This is a genomic window from [Collinsella] massiliensis, from assembly GCF_002161605.1.
Classification (GTDB): Bacteria; Actinomycetota; Coriobacteriia; order Coriobacteriales; family Coriobacteriaceae; genus Enorma.
Genome location: NZ_NFIE01000001.1, coordinates 129,474 through 149,265, shown reverse-complemented (window position 1 = coordinate 149,265; position 19,792 = coordinate 129,474). Strand labels below are relative to the sequence as shown.

General features: G+C 64.2%; 18 protein-coding genes. 14 read left to right on the top strand and 4 right to left on the bottom strand.

Translation table 11 applies throughout. The annotated features are described in order from the left end of the window. The first annotated feature begins 74 nt into the window (after positions 1–74). A complete protein-coding gene (gene tmk / locus B5G02_RS00630; RefSeq protein WP_094334770.1) occupies positions 75–719 on the top strand; it encodes a dTMP kinase in 645 nt (214 codons plus the stop codon). A gap of 78 nt (positions 720–797) precedes the next feature. On the opposite strand, the gene B5G02_RS00625 is transcribed toward tmk, so the two are convergent. The 4 genes from B5G02_RS00625 to B5G02_RS00610 all read right to left on the bottom strand — a co-directional run bounded on the left by B5G02_RS00625 (position 798) and on the right by B5G02_RS00610 (position 5,164). Further along, positions 798–1,970, bottom strand: a complete 1,173-nt coding sequence (locus B5G02_RS00625; protein WP_094334769.1) for an ATP-binding protein — start codon at positions 1,968–1,970, stop codon at positions 798–800. 233 nt (positions 1,971–2,203) lie between these two features. Next, a complete protein-coding gene (locus tag B5G02_RS00620) occupies positions 2,204–2,527 on the bottom strand; it encodes an FAD-dependent oxidoreductase (RefSeq protein ID WP_206383721.1) in 324 nt (107 codons plus the stop codon). 144 nt (positions 2,528–2,671) lie between these two features. Beyond that, positions 2,672–3,787 carry a GntR family transcriptional regulator gene (locus tag B5G02_RS00615; protein ID WP_094334767.1) on the bottom strand — a complete coding sequence of 372 codons (1,116 nt, stop codon included), beginning with the start codon at positions 3,785–3,787 and terminating at the stop codon, positions 2,672–2,674. A 228-nt stretch (positions 3,788–4,015) separates the two neighbouring features. Beyond that, positions 4,016–5,164, bottom strand: coding sequence for an iron-containing alcohol dehydrogenase (locus tag B5G02_RS00610; RefSeq protein ID WP_094334766.1), 1,149 nt, complete (start codon positions 5,162–5,164; stop codon positions 4,016–4,018). Positions 5,165–5,368: 204 nt separating this feature from the next. On the opposite strand from B5G02_RS00610, the gene B5G02_RS00605 reads away from it, so the two are divergent. The 13 genes from B5G02_RS00605 to B5G02_RS00545 all read left to right on the top strand — a co-directional run bounded on the left by B5G02_RS00605 (position 5,369) and on the right by B5G02_RS00545 (position 19,789). After that, positions 5,369–5,845 carry a PTS sugar transporter subunit IIA gene (locus tag B5G02_RS00605; RefSeq protein WP_094334765.1) on the top strand — a complete coding sequence of 159 codons (477 nt, stop codon included), beginning with the start codon at positions 5,369–5,371 and terminating at the stop codon, positions 5,843–5,845. After that, positions 5,842–6,165 carry a PTS fructose transporter subunit IIB gene (locus B5G02_RS00600; protein WP_019239210.1) on the top strand — a complete coding sequence of 108 codons (324 nt, stop codon included), beginning with the start codon at positions 5,842–5,844 and terminating at the stop codon, positions 6,163–6,165. The genes B5G02_RS00605 and B5G02_RS00600 overlap by 4 nt, the downstream gene beginning before the upstream one ends. Positions 6,166–6,185: 20 nt before the next feature. Further along, positions 6,186–7,316 carry a PTS fructose transporter subunit IIC gene (locus B5G02_RS00595; RefSeq protein WP_094334764.1) on the top strand — a complete coding sequence of 377 codons (1,131 nt, stop codon included), beginning with the start codon at positions 6,186–6,188 and terminating at the stop codon, positions 7,314–7,316. A gap of 150 nt (positions 7,317–7,466) precedes the next feature. Continuing rightward, positions 7,467–8,330 (top strand): ketose-bisphosphate aldolase, encoded by an 864-nt coding sequence (locus tag B5G02_RS00590; RefSeq protein ID WP_094334763.1) that lies wholly within the window; start codon positions 7,467–7,469, stop codon positions 8,328–8,330. 100 nt (positions 8,331–8,430) lie between these two features. Then, positions 8,431–9,501: a class I mannose-6-phosphate isomerase gene (locus B5G02_RS00585; RefSeq protein WP_094334762.1), complete on the top strand. Its 1,071-nt coding sequence runs from the start codon at positions 8,431–8,433 to the stop codon at positions 9,499–9,501. Between the two features lie 86 nt (positions 9,502–9,587). After that, positions 9,588–11,315 (top strand): dihydroxy-acid dehydratase, encoded by a 1,728-nt coding sequence (gene ilvD / locus B5G02_RS00580; protein ID WP_164476326.1) that lies wholly within the window; start codon positions 9,588–9,590, stop codon positions 11,313–11,315. Between the two features lie 289 nt (positions 11,316–11,604). Beyond that, positions 11,605–12,750 carry a DNA polymerase III subunit delta' gene (holB, locus tag B5G02_RS00575; protein WP_094334760.1) on the top strand — a complete coding sequence of 382 codons (1,146 nt, stop codon included), beginning with the start codon at positions 11,605–11,607 and terminating at the stop codon, positions 12,748–12,750. Beyond that, positions 12,738–14,366: a PSP1 domain-containing protein gene (locus B5G02_RS00570; protein ID WP_094334759.1), complete on the top strand. Its 1,629-nt coding sequence runs from the start codon at positions 12,738–12,740 to the stop codon at positions 14,364–14,366. The genes holB and B5G02_RS00570 overlap by 13 nt, the downstream gene beginning before the upstream one ends. 32 nt (positions 14,367–14,398) lie before the next feature. Continuing rightward, on the top strand, positions 14,399–15,238 hold the full coding sequence (locus B5G02_RS00565) for a ComF family protein (RefSeq protein WP_094334758.1): 840 nt from the start codon (positions 14,399–14,401) through the stop codon (positions 15,236–15,238). A 513-nt stretch (positions 15,239–15,751) separates the two neighbouring features. Further along, positions 15,752–16,690: a substrate-binding periplasmic protein gene (locus B5G02_RS00560; RefSeq protein WP_241146102.1), complete on the top strand. Its 939-nt coding sequence runs from the start codon at positions 15,752–15,754 to the stop codon at positions 16,688–16,690. Between the two features lie 251 nt (positions 16,691–16,941). Then, complete coding sequence (hpf, locus tag B5G02_RS00555) at positions 16,942–17,526, top strand: ribosome hibernation-promoting factor, HPF/YfiA family (RefSeq protein ID WP_019239201.1); 585 nt, start codon at positions 16,942–16,944, stop codon at positions 17,524–17,526. A 74-nt stretch (positions 17,527–17,600) separates the two neighbouring features. Further along, positions 17,601–18,551 carry a DegV family protein gene (locus tag B5G02_RS00550; RefSeq protein WP_094334756.1) on the top strand — a complete coding sequence of 317 codons (951 nt, stop codon included), beginning with the start codon at positions 17,601–17,603 and terminating at the stop codon, positions 18,549–18,551. A gap of 140 nt (positions 18,552–18,691) precedes the next feature. Then, the gene (locus tag B5G02_RS00545; RefSeq protein WP_094334755.1) at positions 18,692–19,789 is read left to right on the top strand and encodes an NAD(P)-dependent oxidoreductase; all 1,098 of its coding nucleotides are present in this window, start codon (positions 18,692–18,694) and stop codon (positions 19,787–19,789) included. Positions 19,790–19,792: the final 3 nt, after the last annotated feature.

The window sequence follows — 19,792 nt, the reverse complement described above, 5'->3', positions numbered from 1 at the left end:
GGAACTGATGGATGCGGGCGCGCGGACGGCGGGCGAGATGGCCGTCCGCGCGCCCTGTGGCGCAAGGGGAGCATATGGCAGAAGGGGAGCGCACAGGTCGCTTCATCACGGTCGAGGGCATCGACGGCTGCGGCAAGTCGACGCAGGCCCGCCTGCTGGCGGAGGCGCTTGGGCGCGCGGGCTATGACGTGCTCATGCTGCGCGAGCCGGGCGGCGTCGCCATCTCGGAGAAGATCCGCGCGCTTTTGCTCGACCCGGCGAACGCGGAGATGTCGGACACGTGCGAGCTTCTGCTCTACGAGGCCGCCCGCGCCCAGCTCGTCCACGAGGTCATCGCGCCCGCGCTCGCGGCGGGCCGCATGGTGGTGTGCGACCGCTTCTACGATTCCACGACCGCCTACCAGGGCTATGCCGGCGGGGTGCCGCTCGACGTTGTCGCGCGGGCGAACGCGCTCGCCGTGGGGGCGTGCGCGCCCGACCTCACGCTGGTCTTCGACATCGACCCTGCGGTGGCCGCCCGGCGCCGCGCCGCGCGCGACGAGGATCGCATGGAGGCGAAGGGCCTTGCCTACCAGCACCGCGTGGCCGAGGGATTCCGCGCGATCGCCGCCTCCGACCCCGCCCGCGTGCACCTCATCGACGCCGCGCGCGACGTCGATGCCATCCATGCGGACGTCGTGAGCTTCGTGAAATCTCAGTTGAGGACAGTTTCTGAATGAGCCTTCCCACGGCCTGGGATAGCCTTCGCGCGCATGCGGGTTGACATGCGAAAGCTCCCGCTGCGCCCGATGATGTATCTAGCTATACTCCAGCGTGGAGGCGATATCCCTCGGCGTAATGACGGCGCCCCGGCTAGTCTCAAATGAGCGATCGCCCGCATATACAACATATCTGCGCTGGGCGGGAATTCCCATCAGCTCGCCGAGCCCGGTAATGTTCGCGAAGAACTTCGGATGGTACGTTGCGGAAGACTTAATTTCGATGATGCGCCACGGTTGCGAGCCCTTTTCGATGACGAGATCTGCTTCTTGCTTGCCGGCATCGCGCCAGTAATAGAGTTTGAGCTGTCGGCCACGGGACAGGGCCGCTTTCTGGATTTCTGATACGACAGCCGTCTCAAACAGCGCGCCTCGCAGCGGACTGGTGGCGAGCTCGTCTGCATGCTCCACGCCCAGTAAGTTGCACGCCAGACCCGTATCACATAGATACAGCTTGGGAGCTTTTACAAGTCTCTTTCCGAAATTACGGTAGTACGGCTGCAGCCGCAGGGCGATGAAGCTCGCCTCAAGTACCGAGAGCCAGTGCTCGATGGTTTTCACCGTGACGCTGCAATCGCGCGAAAGGCCCTCTTTGTTGAGCATGCCCCCCGTGCGTGAAGCGCAGAGTGTGAGAAAGCGTTCGAATTCAGCGAGCTTCTGCACCCCTAACGTTTGCCGCACGTCCCGCTCAAGATATGTCTGGATGTAGGAAGGGTAGAAATCCGCCGGATCGATGGCATGCGCGTAGATGCGCGGGTATCCGCCGGCGTACATCCAGCTGTTCAGCGTTTTTGGCGGCATTCCCGCTCGATCGAGTTCGTCGTGTGAAAGCGGTAGCAGGTTGAGTATCGCCACACGCCCGGCGAGAGACTGGGAGATGGACTCCAAGAGAAGGAAGTTCTGCGAGCCGGAGATGATGTATTGGCCCGGTCTATCGGTGCTGTCGACTGCCCCTTGGAGATATGAGAACAGACTTGGTGCCCTCTGGGCCTCGTCGATGATCGTGCCGGCGGGATACATCTGAAGGAATGACCGCGGATCGTCAACAGCGAACGCCCTCATGTCCTCATCTTCAAGGTTCACGTAGCGATAGCTTGGGAACGCTGCTTTGACGAGCGTTGATTTTCCGCTCTGCCTAGGACCGGTGATTGACACGATGGGGAATTTGCTCGCCATCTCCAGGGCTTTTGCTTCAAGACTGCGCGCAATCATGATACGGCTCCTGCTCAACGATGTTCGTGCATCCTATTTACCACGTTACCACGTGTTCTATTGAATGACTACCAGATTAACAAGGAATAAAATACCGGATTTGCAAATCATAAACTGATGGATTTACAAGAAATAAACTAACGGATTTGCAGGATAGAGACTACCTGATTTGCGGAGCGTTATTCCTGATTGCGTAGCGATTCCCATCGGCATGAGCTTGAAGCGACTCTGGCCTACGCGCCCGCCCTGCGCATATAGGCGTCCATCGAATCTGCCACGCGCTTCGCGGCGGCGACGGCCTCGACCACCGTGCGCGCGCCGCTCGCCACGCCGCCGCAGGCGAAGACCTCGGGTCGCGTCGTGTGGCCGTCCTTGTCGGTCACGAGCAGGCCGCGCGGGCTTACCTCGAGCCCCTCCGTGGTGTTGACCAGGCGATCGAGCGGCCCCTGGCCCGCCGAGATGATGACGCTATCGGCGGGATAGAGCTTCTCGGTTCCCGGTGGGATCTCACGAGCAAAAACCTCATAGGGGGTTGGTTGGGGACGTGTTCCATCCAACCTATTTTGAAAAAGGCGTTGAAAGGAACACGTCCCCAACCAACCCATTTGGCTATTTCGACGGGCTTGCATGCGCCTCGGGGGCGTTACAGTCGAAATCGATAAAGGTCGCTTCGGACGTTTAGAAGCGAGTTCGTGCCATTCTTAGCGGGCAAGAACGCTGTCGTGCTCAACGAGCGTGGGCGGGACCATGACCTTCAGCGGATAGGTCGCAAGCGTTGGGTCATTGAAGATTCCTTGGAGCGCTCGCATTGCCGTCGCGCTGAGCGCTTTGAGGTTCGTGTCCACGGATGTGAGCTTCGGGTTCGCATACTGCGCCTGTTCGGAATTATCGTAACCCACGATGCTCACATCGCGCGGCACTTCGAGTCCAGCCTCCTGAAACGCCTTGAGCGCTCCGAGCGCCAAGCGATCACCACAGGCGAAGAGCGCGGTAGGGGGTGCGGGAAGCTCTGAGAGCGCGCGCTTCGTCTCCTCATATCCCGCTTCGAACGTCCAGGAAGTACCTCCAAAAACCCCTCCGTAGCACGATAGCCCGTGGACGGTCAGCTCGTCACAGAAGCCTTGGATGCGCTCGCGGCAGTTAATCGAGACGCGGTTGCCAGCGAGCAGCATGATATCGCGGTGTCCTTGATCGAGGAGGTACCGTGCGACGCATGCGCCGCCCTCAAGGTTATCCGTGCATATGGATATGATCTCGGGACGATGGTTGTTCAACAGCACGGAGGGGATACCGAGCTCAAGGGCGCGGGCCAGATGCTTGTCCGCGATGGTGCTCAAGAAGATGATTCCGTCAAAGCGCATCGTCGAGAGGTAGTCATCGAGTTCCTTCTGCTCGTCTAGCGCAGAGTAGATGAGTCGAATGTTGTGCTCCGAGCATTCCTGTTCGGTGAGGTAGAGGAGGCTCGTGTAGGTCGGGAACATAATCTTGTCGGCGACCTTTTTATTCTGAGGAATGAAGAACCCAACAGTCCGCATCTGATTGCCTGGTAAGCGCACGCCCATGGAACTGACGGGCGATTCTTGCACGGCGCTGCCATTTGGCATCGCGACGATGGTGCCCTTTCCAGGCAATTTGGAGACCAGGTGATCATCGGAGAGCATCTGGAGAGCTCGGCGCACGGTTGTCCTGTCGACCCCGTATGTTTCGCCCAGCTCGCGCTCGGAGGGGAGGAGCTGACCGGCGGAGAAGGCACCCTGCTCGATGTTCCGACGAATATCGTCGTAAAGTCGTTGGTAAAGAAATGCCTTCTTCTTCATTGCGAGCCGGTCCTTTCGTGCTACCCCCCCCCCTGCTCATAGAAGCCTAAGAAGGGGTATTGCGAGCAGCATGTCCTGACACCTGTATTGTACGGTAGCTACCAGCAAAAAGCACCAGTGGTGCGCTGCGTTTCCCGTTCTTTCCGCATGTAGGCCTCAGCGCGTCTTGGAGCTGTCGTCGACGCGCCGCTTCGAAGGTCGTAGCGGCGCGTCGGCACGCAATCGCGGTTACAGGGCCAGCTCGTAGGCCTCGCGCATAAGCTCTTCGTTGAGCGGACGAGGATTGCAGGTGATGTGTCCGGTCGTGCGCTTAACGATATCGATGAGCTCGTCGAGCGGAATCTCGTGATTGAGGTAAGGGGTGAGGTGCGTGGGAGCGCTGATGGCCGCCTGCAGCTCACGAATCTTTCCAATCAGGGCGTCGGTTGCCGCATCGGCGTCGAGCCCCTGCGTATCCACGCCGAATGCTTCTGCCAGACGGGCATAGCGTTCCTTGGCGTACGCGCGGTTGAGCTCGATGGAAGCGGGCAGGAAGATGGAACAGGCGTCGCCGTGGGGAATCTTGAACGTACCACCGAGAGGCTGCGCCATGATGTGCGCGATGCCGATTCCCGCGGTGATCGCGACGCCGCCGAAGTAGCTCGCGAGCATCATCGCCCCGCGCGCCTCCACATCGCTCGGCTCGCGCACGGCGCGCTCGAGGTTCTGAGAGATGAGCCGCACCGCTGCGAGGCCGTACATCTCGGTGATGGGCGTCGCGTTGAGCGAGACGTAGGACTCGATCGCATGGCTGAGCGCATCCATACCGGTTGCTGCTGTGATGGGCGCAGGCAGGCTGAGCGTGAGCTCGGGATCGAGCACCACGATATCGGCGATCATGGTGGTGTGATAGAGGCTCTTCTTAAGACCGTTGTCGTTATTGAGCACCACGGCGGTCTTGGTTGCCTCGGCTCCCGTTCCCGAAGTGGTGGGAATGGCGATGAACAACGGGGGAGCGGTGAGAACCTCGCGCCCCTCCATCTGGTATTGCTCAATCATGCCGCCGTTCACAGCCAGCATGTTGATTGCTTTGGTCGCATCGATGATGCTGCCACCACCGAAAGCCACGGCGCAGTCGCAGCCTTCCTCAAGATAGAGGTCGCGTCCCTGGTTGATGCAGCGGGCATCGGGTTCGCCCTGGATGTCGGCGTACACCACGTAGGGGATACCCGCCTCGTCAAGCAGGCTCGTGAATGCGATGAAATTAGGATTGCCGCGGTCGAAAGACGTGAGGAAGACCTTCTTCACCTTATGCCACGAGAGCATGCCGGGAACCTCGCGGAGTTTGCCCGCTCCGAAAACGAGATGTCGGTTGAATACGATGTCGAACGGATTCATAACTACCTCCAAAAACCAACAGGTGGTATGTAATTAGCTGCGATAGTACGTGGATAAAGCACCGCTGTCAAATGCCAAAACACGGATAAACGGTATATTATTCAAGGTAAACGGTAAAAACACCATTTAATTGAAAAAACCCAACAGGTGTGTTAAAACTGTCCACGTGGACACCATAAAACACCAACGGTGCTAGGAGGAGTCATGATTGACGCCCAAACGAGTATCGAGGACGTGCTCCCGCTCGAGCTCATCGATGTCTCTATGAAGGCAACATCGCGCGAGGAGGTTCTCGAAGCGTTCGCGGACATGTTCGAGCAGGCGGGTTGCCTCTCGGATCGCGCGCAGTTCCTCAAGGATGCTTGGTGGCGCGAGGGGGAAGGACCGACGGGCATCGGCGACGGCATCGCCATTCCCCATAGCAAGAGCGAAGGGGTCTCGAAGACTTCCCTCGCGGTCGCCCGCATCCCCGAGGCAGTGGAATGGCCCTCGCTCGACGATGGCCCCTGCCGCGCATTCGTGATGTTCGCCGTCCGTTCGGACGATCAGAACCAGGAAGTCCACCTGCTATCCAAGGTGGCGGTCGCGCTTTGTCATAAGGAGGTGGTTGAGACCCTGCTTACTTCGGATGATCCGAAGACGATTCGTTGTGCATTGAGTGGAGAGGAGAGCAACGAATGAAGGTCGTAGGGGTATGCGCCTGCACCGCAGGCATCGCGCACACGTATATGGCGCGCGAGCACATTCTGGAGGCTGCGAAGGAGCGCGGAGACTCGTGCTTCATCGAGACCCAGGGAACCATTGGCCCGGAATACGTCCTGACCGATGAGCAGATCGCCGATGCCGACGTCGTGCTGCTTGCTGTGGACGTCGCCATCTCCGGCGAAGAGCGTTTCGCCGGCAAGCCCACGGTTCGCGTGGGCACCGCCAAGGTCATCAAGGACTCCCGGGGCATCTTGGACAAGATCCAGGAGCTTCTGGATAAGAAGAACGCTCAGTAGATACATAGAGAAGAAGGTGCATGCAGGTGTTTGATAAGTTTAAGCCCAACAAGCTCATGCGCCACGTGCTTACTGCGATCGGATACATGATTCCGCTCGTGGTCGCGTCTGGCCTGTGCATGGCGCTCGGCCAGGTCATCGACGGCGATGTGCGCAATTCGACGACCGGCCTGGGATACTATCTCTACACCGCTGGTAACTACGGTATGTCCGCTATCGTCCCGGTCATCACGGCGGGCGTGGCATATTCCATCGCGAGTCGTCCCGGCATCGCCCCCGGCCTCATCGTTGGCTTCATCTGCACGCAGATCAAAGCCGGCTTCATCGGCGGCATCGTCGCCGGCTTCCTCATCGGCTTCATCATCACGTGCATCAAGGGTTACCTCAAGGTGCCGCGTGCCGTCCAGGGTCTCATGCCGGTCATGATCATCCCGGTCATCACCACCGCGGTCGCTTCCGTGCTTATGTTTACCGTTGTGGGCATCCCGTTCACCTGGCTGTCCGAGTTCCTCACCAATTGGGTTACGAGCCTTCAGAGCGGCTCCAAGTTCGTCTTCGGCGCCGTCCTGGGTGGTATGGCCTGCTTCGACTTCGGTGGTCCGGTGAACAAGACCGCCTCCACCTTCGTGAACGGCCTCATGATCGATGGCATCATCGGCCCGGAGTCCGTCAAGTTCGTGGGCTCCATGATCCCGCCGTTCGGCATCGCGATTTCCGCCCTGCTCACGCCTAAGAAGTACACCAAGGCCGAGAAGGAGACCCTGAAGGCGGCCGTGCCCATGGGCGTGTGCATGATCACTGAGGGCGTTATCCCCATTGCTGCGCGCGACCTCGTGCGCGTCGTGTTCGCCTGTGTGTGCGGCTCCGCTGTCGCTGGTGGCCTGTGCATGATCTGGGGTACGGGCGCGCCGGTTCCTCACGGCGGCCTGCTCACCGTGCCGCTGTTCACGAACCCCGGCATGTTCCTGCTTGCGCTTGCTATCGGCAGCGTGATCACGGGTGTGATCCTTTCGATCATCAAGAAGGTTCCCAAGGACGATGGTTCCAACCCCGACATGGTGAACCCGCTCGATATCGTTGCCGGTACCGAGAACCAGCCTAAGGCAACCTCGAGCATCAAGGACGGCGACCTTCAGCTCGAGAACTTCTAATCGCCCCTTTTCTTCAGCGCGGGGCGACGGATGTCCCCAAGTCGCCCCGCGCATCCCGATGAGATAGACCCGGCCGACCTCTTCGTTGTAGGAGCAGGCCTGCCGGCTCTATGCCATCGTCCCAAACCCGTTCATGAGAGGAGTCCCCAGATGCTTATCGGAATGAAAGAGATGCTCACCGTCGCCAAGGAGAACCACTTTGCCGTCGGAGCGTTCAACGCTACGCAGAGCGAGCTGTTGCGTGCGGTGGTCGAGGAGGCCGAGGCCACGGACACTCCGGCGATCATCGAGGTATCATTCGGTGAGTTCAGCTTCGCGACCCCCGACTTCTACGCGTATGCACGCGAGCGCCTGGGGAACAGCCGCGTTCCCTTTGTGCTCCATCTCGATCACGGCCACTCGCTCGAGGAGTGCATGCAGGTCATGCGTGCCGGCTTCACGAGCGTGATGATCGACGGCTCCATGCTTTCTTATGACGAGAACGTTGAGCAGACCAAGCAGGTCGTGGAGCTTGCCCATATGGTGGGCGTGGACGTGGAGGCCGAGATCGGTACGATTGGCAAGATCGATAACTCCTCCGACGAGGGCGGTGCGACGGACATCACGTATACCGACCCGCAGGATGTGGTCGATTTCATCGGCAAGACCGGTGCGGACTCGCTTGCGGTGGCAATCGGCACCGCGCACGGCCTGTATCCCAAGGGTTTCGATCCGAAGCTGCGCCTGGACATTCTCGAGGAAATCGTAAAGGTCTCTCCGGTTCCGCTCGTGCTGCATGGTGGTAGCGGCAACCCGGATGATGAGGTGCGCCGTGCTTGCGAGATCGGTATCCAGAAGGTGAACATCTCGAGCGACTTCAAGCACGCCTTCTTCCAGGCCGTAGGCAAGATGATCGCGACGGGCGAGATCGTCCCCGCGAAGGTGCTCACGCCCGGTATCGAGGCTGCGCGCAAGGTGATCGCCCACAAGATGGACGTCTTCGGTAGCGTTGGCAAGGCCGTCTGCTACCGCTAATTGGGACATCGGGGTCGGGTTCATCTGCCTCGCGAAACTGGATGATGTTTGCGGGAGAGGTGCGTCCGACCCCTAATCGATTCGTGAAGGGGGCCGTGCCATGGGTCCTTTGCTGCTCGACCATCAGCATGTGTGGAGGACGTACGTGAACGCCGGAAGATTGCGCGGCGTGAGCGACCCACATTACCCGGAGGAATGGATCGCCTCGGTGACGGAGGCGGTTCGGCCGGATACAGGGCAGCACGAAGGGCTCAGTCGCGATGCGTCGACGGGTGCAGTGTTGCGCGAGCTCATCGAGGCCGATCCGGTCGCTATGCTCGGGGCGCGCCGTGCCGCGGCGGGCGGTGGACTTGGTGTGCTCGTGAAGCTCATAGATGCGGGCGAGCGTCTTACCATTCAGGTGCATCCGAATGCTGCGCGTGCGCGCGAGCTTTTCGATTCCCCTTATGGGAAGACCGAGTGCTGGTATTTTCTAGATGACGGGAGCGAGCACGATGGGGGACCGCAGCCGCGTCCATGCGTGTATTACGGCTTCAAGGAGGGCGTGACACGCGAGCGCTGGGAAGAGCTGTTCCGACTACAAGACATCGACGGCATGCTTGACTGCATGCATCGCATCGAGGTGGAGCCAGGCATGGTGGTGTATGTGCAAGGCGGCAGTCCTCATGCCATCGGTGCAGGGTGCTATCTCATCGAGGTGCAGGAGCCCACGGATCTTACTATCCGCGTTGAGCGCACCACGCCTTCTGGCTTTGCAGTTGCAGATGAACTTTGCCATCTAGGGCTTGGCTTCGAGCGCATGTTCGAATGCTTCGACTTCACAACCACGACGGCAGATGAGGCGCGCAAGCTTTGCGTTGTTCCGTCGCGCGAGGTGAGTTCTGATGAGGTGGGCACGCGTACGGAGCTCGTTGGAGCACGCCGCACGGCATGCTTCGCGATGGAACGGCTTTCGTTTGCGTCGTCAGGTACCATGGTGTTGCCGGATGAGGATGATTTCCGCATCCTATACATCGTGCAGGGGAGCGGATACGTCGCAGCCGGTGATGGTGCCGAGCGCGTAGAGGTCACAGCTGGCGACCAGCTGTTTGTTCCTGCGGCGGCGCGGGGTTGTGCCGTAACGATGAGTGCGGGCGCCGAGGTACTTGAGCTTCGCGGCCCCGCGCTGTGATGCCTGCACTGGGTCTGATTCCAAACAAGACTCGAGGTCGCCGGCTCCAAGCCGCGCGATACCATGCGATTTGAGAGGTGGATGGCATGACGGAGGAACTAAGGAGCCAACGGTACCGCGTGCTCTCTCCTGAGCTCGACCCGCTTAGGCTCGGATCGGGCTGGACGGTTGATGATTTGTCGAAGCCTCAGGTAATCATCGAGAGCACATTCGGCGACTCGCATCCCGGCTCGGTTGGCTTGCTCGATGTGGTCGAGGAAGTTCGTGCCGGCGTCTCGGAAGCGGGCGGCCATGGCGCGCGCTACTTCACCACCGACATCTGCGATGGCGAGGCGCAAGGCCACGATGGCATCAACTACTCGCTGCCTTCGCGTGATGCGATCGCCAACATGATCGAAATCCATGCGAGCGCGACGCCATTCGACGCCGGCGTGTTCGTCGCAAGCTGCGACAAGGGTATGCCCGCGCACCTCATGGCGGTGGGCAGGCTGAACATTCCCTCCGTGGTGGTGCCCGGGGGTGTGATGGATGCGGGGCCGAATCTACTCACGCTTGAGCAGCTCGGCATGTATGCGGCGCGGTATGAGCGCGGTGAAATCGGTCTCGAGGAGTTCGAGTTCGCCAAGCACAACGCTTGTCCCAGCTGCGGGGCGTGCTCGTTCATGGGCACGGCGACCACGATGCAGGTTACCGCGGAGGCTCTCGGCCTCGCGCTGCCGGGTACGGCGCTTCTGCCCGCAACGAGCGCAGAGCTCAAAGAGCAGGCGCGCGCCGCCGGCCGCCGCGCGGTCGAGCTTGCCCGGGCGGGCCTGTGCCCGCGGGACATCGTCACGCGCGAGAGCTTTGAGAACCTCATTCTCGTTCATGCTGCCATCTCCGGCTCCACCAACTCCCTGCTGCATATCCCGGCTATCGCGCGCGAGTTCGGAATCGAGATCACGGCCGACGACTTTGATCGCCTGCATCGTGGTGCCGTTTACCTGCTGAACATCCGTCCTGCGGGGAAATGGCCGGCGCAGTTCTTCCACTATGCGGGTGGCGTGCCGCGCATCATGGAAGAGATTCGCGATCGCTTGCACTTGGATGTCATGACCGTGACGGGCAAGACGCTCGGCGAGAACCTCGACGAGCTGCGCGCGAACGGCTACTACGAGCGCTGCGAGCGGCAGCTCGAGCCCTGGGGGCTCACGCGCGAGGACATCATTCGCCCTGCCGACGATCCCATCGGCCGGGATGGCTCAATCGCCATCCTGCACGGCAATCTTGCGCCGGACGGTGCCGTGGTCAAGCATACGGTGGTCCCCCGCGAGATGTTCCACGCGGTGCTCAGGGCGCGCCCGTTCGACTGCGAGGAGGAAGCACTCGACGCCGTGCTCCATCACAGGGTCGAGCCGGGGGATGCCGTTATCATCCGCTACGAGGGGCCGAAGGGCTCGGGCATGCCCGAGATGTTCTACACCACGGAGGCGATCTCCTCCGATGCGGAACTCGGCGCTTCGATAGCGCTTATCACGGATGGCCGCTTCTCAGGCGCTTCGAGGGGGCCTGCTATCGGGCATGTATCTCCCGAGGCCGCGGCGGGCGGTCCCATCGCTCTCGTGGAGGAAGGCGATCTTATCGAGATCGACATCCCCGGTCGTCGCTTGGCAATCGTGGGAATTGCTGGCGAGCGGTTGCCGGAAGACGAGGTTGCGCGCGTGCTCGAGAGCCGGCGTGCGGCATGGCAGCCGCGACCGCCGAAGTACCAGCGGGGCGTGCTCAAGTTCTACACGGAGCACGCGGTCTCCGCTATCGATGGTGGGTACATGGCATAGCAGCTCTCAACCTGAGACGTTTCAAAATAGGGGAGGGCAGCCTGTTCTGCACGCCATCTCCCTCCGCTTGCGGTCGCGTCGGCATCTCCGGCGCGGCCGCTTTTGGATGGGTTGGTTGGGGACGTGTTCCAACCAACCCATTTTTTCAAAAAGGGGTTGAAAGGAACACGTCCCCAACCAACCCATTTGGCGATTTCCCCGTTTTTGGTCGGGGCGCGCACGGGGGCGCATCCCGCATACCGCCGCGCGGTAAGATAAGGCGTACTGTTCGATGAGAAGAGGGGTGCGCATGCCGCCGGCCGCAGACAACCAGGGACGCTCGCTGCTCGAGCAGCTCGACACGCAGCCGCGCGTCCGCGCGTACCTGCAGCGCGCCGTCGAGTCGCACCGCACCTCGCACGCCTACCTCTTCCTCGGCGCGCCCGGCTCGGGCAAGCTTGATGCCGCCTGGGCGCTCGCGCAGTCGCTCATCTGCGAGAACGGCGGCTGCGGGGCCTGCGAGGCCTGCGTGCGCGTCGCCCGCCGCACGCATCCGGACGTCCGCCTCCTTACGCCCGAGAGCGCCACGGGCTACCTCATCGCCCAGATCCGCGACCTCATCGAGGAGGTCTCGCTCGCCCCCGTCCGCGCGAGCCGCAAGGTCTACATCCTGGACCGCGCGGACCAGCTGCGCGCGAACACGGCGAACGCCCTGCTCAAGACCCTCGAGGAGCCGCCCGCGAACGTCACGTTCATCCTGCTGGGCACCTCGGCCGACACCATCCTCCCCACGATCGTCTCGCGCTGCCAGTGCGTGCCGTTCCGTCTCATCTCGCCCGAGGCGGCGTCCCAGGCGGTCATGCGCGCGACCGGCCTGCCGCTCGAGCGCTGCCGCATGGCCGTCGCCGTGGCGGGCAGCCCCGGACGCGCGACGGAGTTCCTGAAGAGCGTGAGCCGCCCGGAGGCGCGCCGCGCGATGCTCCACGCCCTCGACGCGCTCGCCCATGCCGACGAGGCGGACGTGCTCAACGAGGCGAAGGCGGTCACGCTCGCGGTGAAGGCGCCGCTTGCCGAGGTCAAATCCACCCAGGAAGCCATCCTCAAGCGCGACGAGGAGTTCCTCTCGCGCGGCGCCCTGAAGCAGATCGAGGACCGCAACAAGCGCGAACTCACCGCGCGCGAGCGTTCGGGTATCATGGAGGTGCTCGCGTGCGCCCGCTCGCTCGTGCGCGACGCCCTCGTGCAGCTCGAGGGAATCCCCGGCGAGCCCGTCAACGCCGACGTCGAGGACATCGTCGCCCGCCTTGCCACCGGGTTGGCATCGCCCGTCCGCGCCCTGCATGCGCTCGAGGCGGTCACCGCCGCCGAGCGCGCCATCCAGCGCAACGTCACCCCGCAGCTGGCCTTCGAGGTCATGCTCTTCGATATCAGGAAGGCTCTCACATGCCCGTCGTAGTACCCGTCAAATTCCCGTACGCCTCGTGCGATCTGTGGTTCGACCCGCAGGGGCTCGACATCGTCGAGGCGGATTACGCCGTCTGCTCCACGGAGCGCGGCACCGAGATCGGCCTCGTCACGGCCGACCCCTTCGAGGTCGAGAAGAAGGAGCTCCGCGCCCCGCTCAAGCCCGTCGTGCGCATCGCGACCGACGCCGACCTCGACCGCGCCGACGAGCTCGCCCGCAAGGGCGAGGAGGCCATGCACGTCTTCCGCGAGCTCGTGCGCCAAGAAGGCCTCGAGATGAAGCCCGTGGGGGTCGAGTACCTGTTCGGCGGCGAGAAGGCCGTGTTCTACTTCGCCGCGGAGGACCGCGTCGACTTCCGCCAGCTCGTCAAGGACCTCTCCGCGCGCCTGCACACGCGCGTCGACATGCGCCAGATCGGCGTGCGCGACGAGACGCGCCTCGTGGGCGGCATCGCCCATTGCGGCCAGGAGCTGTGCTGCGCGCGGTTCGGCGGGCAGTTCGAGCCGGTGAGCATCCGCATGGCGAAGGAGCAGGACCTGCCGCTCAACTCGGCCAAGATCTCCGGCGTGTGCGGCCGCCTCATGTGCTGCCTGCGCTACGAGTTCGAGGCCTACAAGGACTTCAAGAGCCGCGCGCCCAAGAAGAAGGCCGTGATCGACACGCCGCTCGGCAAGGCGCGCATCCAGGAGTACGACACCCCGCGCGAGCAGCTCGTGCTGCGCCTCGAGAGCGGCAAGGTGTTCCGCGTCAACCTGTCCGACATGACGTGCTCCGAGGCCGCCTGCCAGCGCGCCGAGGAGCAGGGCTGCGCCTGCCGCCCGGACTGCGTGACGCGCGACGTGCTCGAGCGCCTCGAGAGCCCGGACATCGCGCTCGCCCTCATGGAGCTCGACCGCGAGAACGGCGTCGACGTGGGCGACGGACTCTCGAGCGACGACCGCATCTCCATCGACCCGCCGCGCCGTCGCCGCTCGCGCGACCGCGGCAACGCCCCCTCCGAGGGCTCCTCGCGCGGCCGCACGAAGGGGCAGCGGGGCGGCAAGGCGGCGCTTGCCGAGGGTTCGGATGGCGGCTCCTCCTCTTCGCGCCGCCGGCGCAAGCGCTCGAACACCTCGGATGAGGCGCGCCGCGATGGTGGGGCGTCTGCGCAGGCACGCGGTCGCGAGCAGGCTGCCGAGGCGACCCCTGGTCGTCGCCGCCGCCGGCACCTCTCGAGCGAGGAGCGCGACCGTGCCTTCCTGGACGCGGCCGCCCGCGACGAGGCGAGCCGCAAGGCGGGGGATGCCGGGGCAGGCTCCGGGAAATCCGCGTCGAAGCCCGCGGGGCGCGCGCATCGGCGCCATTCCGCCCAGCCCGCAGCCCAGAAGCCCGAGACGCCGTCGGTGGCGAGCCAGGTGGCCGAGGGCGACGTGAAGGTGGTGCGCCGTCGTCCCGGCGACGGGGGCGGTGCGCGCGCGGCCTCGGCCGGCAACGGCGCGGGAAGCGCGGGCGCTGCCGGGGGCGAGGAGGCCCCCGCGAAGAAGCGCCGCCGCCGTTCCCGCCGGCGCAAGCCGGGTGATGGCGGCAGCTCCGGTTCCGCAGGCGATGCTCAGACATCTGCCGAGTAGAACGCCCGTCAGGTTCAGACGAAGAGACACATATGAAGCGCGCCCGCAGCATCCCCATCGCATCTGAGGGGGATGCTGCGGCGGTTTTCGGCGACGATTCGTTTATGGGCAGGTTGCGCGAGGCCGCCCTCGAGGTGCTCTCGCCCACGCGCTGCGCGGGCTGCGAGCGCCCGGGCGCGCTCATCTGCGAGGCGTGCCTTTCCCGTATCGAGGTCATCGATCCCCTCCACGCTTGCACGCGCTGTGGCGCGCCGTTCGGCGATATGCTCTGCACGGAGTGCGGGACGGCGGGCGATACGGTGGACGGGGGCGAGGGCGCGACCGCGGGCTCACCCGCGACGCCGGAGGCACGCGCCGTCGACCGGTGCCTTGCCGCGACGGTGTTCGCCGACCCCGTCCCGCGCATCATCCGTACGTACAAGGACGCGGGGGAGCGGCGCCTGGGCGCGCTCATCGCCGAGCTCATGCTCGATGCCGCGGAGCATGCGGAGCAGGTGGCGCCCGAGCGCTACGGCGGGCTGCTGAGGAGCGCGGACGCTGTGACATTCGTTCCTGTGACTGCGTCTGCGTATGCGCGCCGCGGGTTCGACCACATGGAGCTCATCGCGCGGAGCTTCAGTGAGCTCTCCGGGCTGCCGCTCATCGACGCCCTCGTCAAGCACGGATCGGCCGACCAGCGCGCGCTCGGCCGGGCGGGGCGCATGGAGCGCTCGCGGGGTGCGTACGAGGTGGTCGCGCCGGTGGGCGGCCTGCGCCTGCTGTTGCTCGACGACGTGATCACGACGGGCGCCACCATGCGCGCTGCCGCCACCGCCCTGCGCGCCGCCGGTGCCGCGCACGTCGACGCCCTCGCCTTCGCCCGCGTGTGGTAGTCAAAAAGGGACGGGTTCAAAACGTTACTTTTCTCACGTTTTGGGACAGGCTCTGGCTCCGCGCGCACGGCGTGAGTCAAATGAACCCGTCCCCAATGACTCGGTGAGTCAATTGAACCCGTCCCCAATGACTCGCGAAAGGGCAGCGCCCGCGCAGCTCATGCGTGTTGTATACTAATCGCGTCCCCTCAGGCTGTGGTTGCCGATGCGCTCGCGCATCCTAGTCCAAGACAGACGCGGTCGAAAGGACCCACGTAAGTGCATGCGTGCGCGCATGCGCGATCATGGCGCGTCCTAGAGGTAAGACGCACCGTCCGTTGCCAGGGGTAATTCCGCCCCGCGGGCGAGCGGGCAAGTCGTGACGCCGCCGCGGCGGCCGAGCAAACGCCCCAGTGCGCAGGTGTGGGGGAAAAGACCAGGTCAGCTGGGGGACATCGACAATTCACCGCCCACGCGTGGGGCGGAGCAGGGAAGGCGCCCGCGCGGCGCCGTGGAGCGAGGTAGGGTCTGTCCATGTCGCACGGGTTGAGAAGTTGGTTGCAGCGGGGGGCGCTCGTCGCCGCGGTCGTGGCGCTCGCATGGGCGCTCAGCGGATGCTCGTTCACCACGCCGCCGCTTTCCGAGGCCGAGGACGAGCCCGTCGACCAGGTCGTGGACGACTCCCAGCTCGTACAGGCCGGCACCCTCACCGTCGCCCTCGACACCACCGACGCCCCGCAGGTGATGATCACCTCCGACGGCACGTACGAGGGCTATGCGGTCGACGTCGCGCTCGCGCTCGTCGATTCGATGGGCCTCAAGGTGGCCTTCGTGAGCTCCGTGTCGCCCCAGGATGCCATCGAAGCGGGCGAGGCGGACATCTACCTGGGCGCGACGACGCGCAACCAGTCCGATGACATCAGGGTTCAGGGCGAGTATCTGCAGAACGCGACGGCGGTCTTCGGGGCCTCGGATTCCGCGCCGGCCACCGTCACCGCCGAGGACCTTTCGCGGGCGGCCGTGGGCGTGCAGGACGGCTCCGCGTCCCAGGAGGCGCTCACCCGCATGGGCATCACCACCGAGAACGTCTACGACAACGTGAACGAGTGCTTCGACGCGCTCGCGGCCGGCGAGGTCGACTACGTGGCGTGCGACGCGACCGCTGGGGCCTACCTGGCGCGTACCTATGAGGGCGTGTTCTTCGCCGGCACGATCGGCCCGTCGACCTCCTACGGGATCGCGTACGCGTCGTCCGCGACCGACCTCGCCGACGCCGTGGGCGTGGCGCTCGACGAGATCTCGGCCGACGGCACCCTCGATGCGATCCACGTGCTGTGGTACGGGTCGCTGCCGCTCAACCTCTCGAGCGCGGTGCTCTCCGGCGTGACGATCACCGAGGAGCCGGAGGCCGCAGACGATGACGCGTCGGCTGCCGAGGATTCCGACGACCACAGCGACATCAACGACTTCTAGGAGCCCGCGCGCCGGGCGCCGGCAAGTGCCCCGCAACAGCGAAAAACACGCAAGACAAGGCCATCTACCTGCGAAATGATGGTCTTGTACCCCCTTGCTCGGATTAGCGTTCAGAATCGGTGGAATTCGGTCGGCGGCGCGCATCGTCCGACGAGCGGCGCATCGCGGCCCGACCGTCGCCCCGCGTCATGCGCCTCCGCTGTTTGGGTACAAAAACGGTACGTACTGTCCCCGGATAGATAGGAGTGCTCATGGATATCAAGGTTTCCGGACGTAAGACCACGGTAACCGATGCCCTGCGCTCGCATGTTGAAGAGAAGGTCGGAGAGGCGCTCAAGGTATTCGATATCGAGCCCATGACCTGCGATGTCGTGCTCCGCTACGAGAAGAACCCCTCCATCGCCGAACCGGCGATCGTGGAGGTCACCGTCCGTGCCCGCGGCTCGGTGATCCGCGTGGCCGAGCACGGCGCCGATATGTACGCCGCCATCGATACCGCCGCCGACAAGGTCACCCGGCAGCTCCGCAAGTTCAAGACGAAGGTCGTCGACAACCGCCAGCAGGGGCCGTCGGCAGCCGAGGTCGCGCCCGTCGAGCGCGTCGAGGACCTGGCCGACCTCCTACTCCCGGAGGAAGAGGACAACCTGCTCGTGCGCGAGAAGGTCATCGACATCACCCCGATGACCGAGGAGCAGGCGCTCGTGCAGACCGATCTGCTCGGCCACGACTTCTACGTGTTCGAGAACGCCACGACCGGCCTCATCAATGTGGTGTATCACCGTAAGAATGGTGGATATGGCATCATCAAGCCCAAAATCGAGGTTCCCGGCGAGTAAAATACGTCTACTGCGTGCATGTAGGCGAGCGGCCATCCATGCGGATGGCCGCTTTTTTGAGAAAGGCTGAGCAGATGACCATCGCTCAATCCGAAGGGTACGCGCACCGCTGTCGCATCGCGGTCGATACCTGTTGCGACTTCACCCCCGAGATCGCCGCGACGCTCGATGTCGACATCCTTGGTTTCCCCTATATCCTCGACGGCGAGGAGCGGGCGGATGACATCTGGGCGTCCATGACGCCGAAGTGGTTCTACGACCAGATCCGCTCGGGCGTGAAGGCCTCGACGGCGGCCATCTCTGTCGGGCGCTACCTCGAGTACTTCACCGAGTGCGCCGAGGAAGGCACGCCCACGGTGTACCTCGCGTTCACCTCGGCGCTTTCCTCGAGCTACGAGCACGCGTGCATCGCGGCGGACGAGATCCGCGCGAAGTACCCGGATTTCGAGCTGTACGTGGTCGACAACGCCCTGCCGTGCTCGTGCGGCGAGCTCCTGGCGCTCGAGGCCGTGCGCCAGCGCGCGGCGGGCCTCACCGCCCAGCAGCTCGCGCAGTGGGCGGACGAGGCGAAGACCTGCGTGCACGGCTACTTCACCCTCGACAGCCTCGATTCGCTCGCGGCGGGCGGGCGCATCCCGCCGGCGGCCGCGCAGCTCTCGAGCAAGCTCGACATCAAGGCGAGCCTTTCGTTCGACCTCGCGGGGTCGCTCACGCTCACGGGCGTGAGCCGCGGGCGCAAGAAGGCGCTCAAGGGCCTCGTGAAGTCGTTCAAGGAGAACTACATCGTCGATCCGAGCATGCCGCTCACCATCGTGACCTCGGATGCCGAGAAGGACGGCGATTGGCTCGAGGCCGCCATCCGCAAGGAGGACGGTTGCTCCGACCTCACGATCATCCGCGGTTCCGTGGGCCCGACCATCGGCGCGCACGTGGGACCGGGCATGGTCGCCATCATTTTCTGGGGCAAGAACCGCGCCGACAAGCTGTCGCTCTCCGACCGCATCGCGCGGAAGGTCCGCGGCTGATCCACCCCGCCCGCACAGGTGATAAAAAGGTGTCAGTCACCTTTTTATCACCGCGGAGCACGTGATAAAAAGGTGACTGACACCAAATTATCACCCCCAACGCATCGACAACGTGGCAAGCAAACAAGGGAGATACCACAATGGCAGATAAGAAGCTGAAGGTCGCGTTCATCGGAACGGGCATCATGGGCGCGCCCATCGCCGGGCACATCCTCGACGCGGGCTACCCGCTCACGGTCTACAACCGCACCCAGGCGAAGGCGCAGCCGCTCGTCGACCGCGGCGCTGAGCTCGCCGCCACGCCCGCCGAGGCTGCTGCCGGCGCGGACGTGGTGTTCACGATGGTGGGCTACCCCGAGGACGTCGAGGAGCTCTACCTGGCGAGCGACGGCCTGCTCACGGCCTCGAAGCCGGGCGCGATCCTCATCGACCTCACCACGAGCAGCCCCTCGCTCGCGCGCGACATCGCCGGTGCGGCTGCCGTGAGCGAGCGCACCGCCTTCGACTGCCCCGTGACGGGCGGCCAGGCGGGCGCCATCGCCGGCACGCTCACCGCGATCATCGGCGCGACCGAGCACGACATCGAGCCCGTCCGCGAGCTGCTCGCCACCTTCACCTCGCGCATCTTCTGCTTCGGCGGCGCGGGCAAGGGCCAGGCCGCGAAGCTCGCCAACCAGGTGTCGCTCGCCGCGTCCATGGTGGGCATGGCCGACGCGCTCTCCTATGCGCAGCAGGCCGGCCTCGACCTCGAGCTCACGCGCGACATGATCCTCACCGGCACGGGCAAGTCCGGCGCGATGGAGCAGCTGGCTCCCAAGGCGCTCGAGGGCGACTGGAAGCCGGGCTTCATGGTGAAACACTTCATCAAGGACATCGGCCTGGCGCTCCAGGAGGCGGAGGAGTACGAGATCGCCCTGCCCGGCGCGGACACCGCCTACGCCCTGTACGACATGCTCGACGCCATCGGCGGCGCGGAGCTCGGCACGCAGGCCATCACCCTGCTCTACGCGGAGGAGGCGGACGCCGCGGCGGCCGGCCTCGACTGGTCGCGCTACACCCAGGATGAGGACGCATGCGGCTGCGGCCACGGCCATGAGCACGGCCACGGCGAGGAGCACGAGTGCTGCCACGGCCACGGCCACGAGCACGGCGAGGGCCACGAGTGCTGCCATGGCGAGGGACGCCATCACGGACACGGCGACGGCCATGAGTGCGGCTGCCGCCATCACGGGGAGTAAGCG

Bases quoted from the DNA above. Each gene is read 5' to 3' on its own strand.
- tmk (WP_094334770.1), top strand. From the start codon at position 75: ATGGCAGAAGGGGAGCGCACAGGTCGCTTCATCACGGTCGAGGGCATC.
- B5G02_RS00625 (WP_094334769.1), bottom strand. From the start codon at position 1,970: ATGATTGCGCGCAGTCTTGAAGCAAAAGCCCTGGAGATGGCGAGCAAA.
- B5G02_RS00615 (WP_094334767.1), bottom strand. From the start codon at position 3,787: ATGAAGAAGAAGGCATTTCTTTACCAACGACTTTACGACGATATTCGT.
- B5G02_RS00610 (WP_094334766.1), bottom strand. From the start codon at position 5,164: ATGAATCCGTTCGACATCGTATTCAACCGACATCTCGTTTTCGGAGCG.
- B5G02_RS00605 (WP_094334765.1), top strand. From the start codon at position 5,369: ATGATTGACGCCCAAACGAGTATCGAGGACGTGCTCCCGCTCGAGCTC.
- B5G02_RS00600 (WP_019239210.1), top strand. From the start codon at position 5,842: ATGAAGGTCGTAGGGGTATGCGCCTGCACCGCAGGCATCGCGCACACG.
- B5G02_RS00595 (WP_094334764.1), top strand. From the start codon at position 6,186: ATGCAGGTGTTTGATAAGTTTAAGCCCAACAAGCTCATGCGCCACGTG.
- B5G02_RS00590 (WP_094334763.1), top strand. From the start codon at position 7,467: ATGCTTATCGGAATGAAAGAGATGCTCACCGTCGCCAAGGAGAACCAC.
- B5G02_RS00585 (WP_094334762.1), top strand. From the start codon at position 8,431: ATGGGTCCTTTGCTGCTCGACCATCAGCATGTGTGGAGGACGTACGTG.
- ilvD (WP_164476326.1), top strand. From the start codon at position 9,588: ATGACGGAGGAACTAAGGAGCCAACGGTACCGCGTGCTCTCTCCTGAG.
- holB (WP_094334760.1), top strand. From the start codon at position 11,605: ATGCCGCCGGCCGCAGACAACCAGGGACGCTCGCTGCTCGAGCAGCTC.
- B5G02_RS00570 (WP_094334759.1), top strand. From the start codon at position 12,738: ATGCCCGTCGTAGTACCCGTCAAATTCCCGTACGCCTCGTGCGATCTG.
- B5G02_RS00565 (WP_094334758.1), top strand. From the start codon at position 14,399: ATGAAGCGCGCCCGCAGCATCCCCATCGCATCTGAGGGGGATGCTGCG.
- B5G02_RS00560 (WP_241146102.1), top strand. From the start codon at position 15,752: ATGTCGCACGGGTTGAGAAGTTGGTTGCAGCGGGGGGCGCTCGTCGCC.
- hpf (WP_019239201.1), top strand. From the start codon at position 16,942: ATGGATATCAAGGTTTCCGGACGTAAGACCACGGTAACCGATGCCCTG.
- B5G02_RS00550 (WP_094334756.1), top strand. From the start codon at position 17,601: ATGACCATCGCTCAATCCGAAGGGTACGCGCACCGCTGTCGCATCGCG.
- B5G02_RS00545 (WP_094334755.1), top strand. From the start codon at position 18,692: ATGGCAGATAAGAAGCTGAAGGTCGCGTTCATCGGAACGGGCATCATG.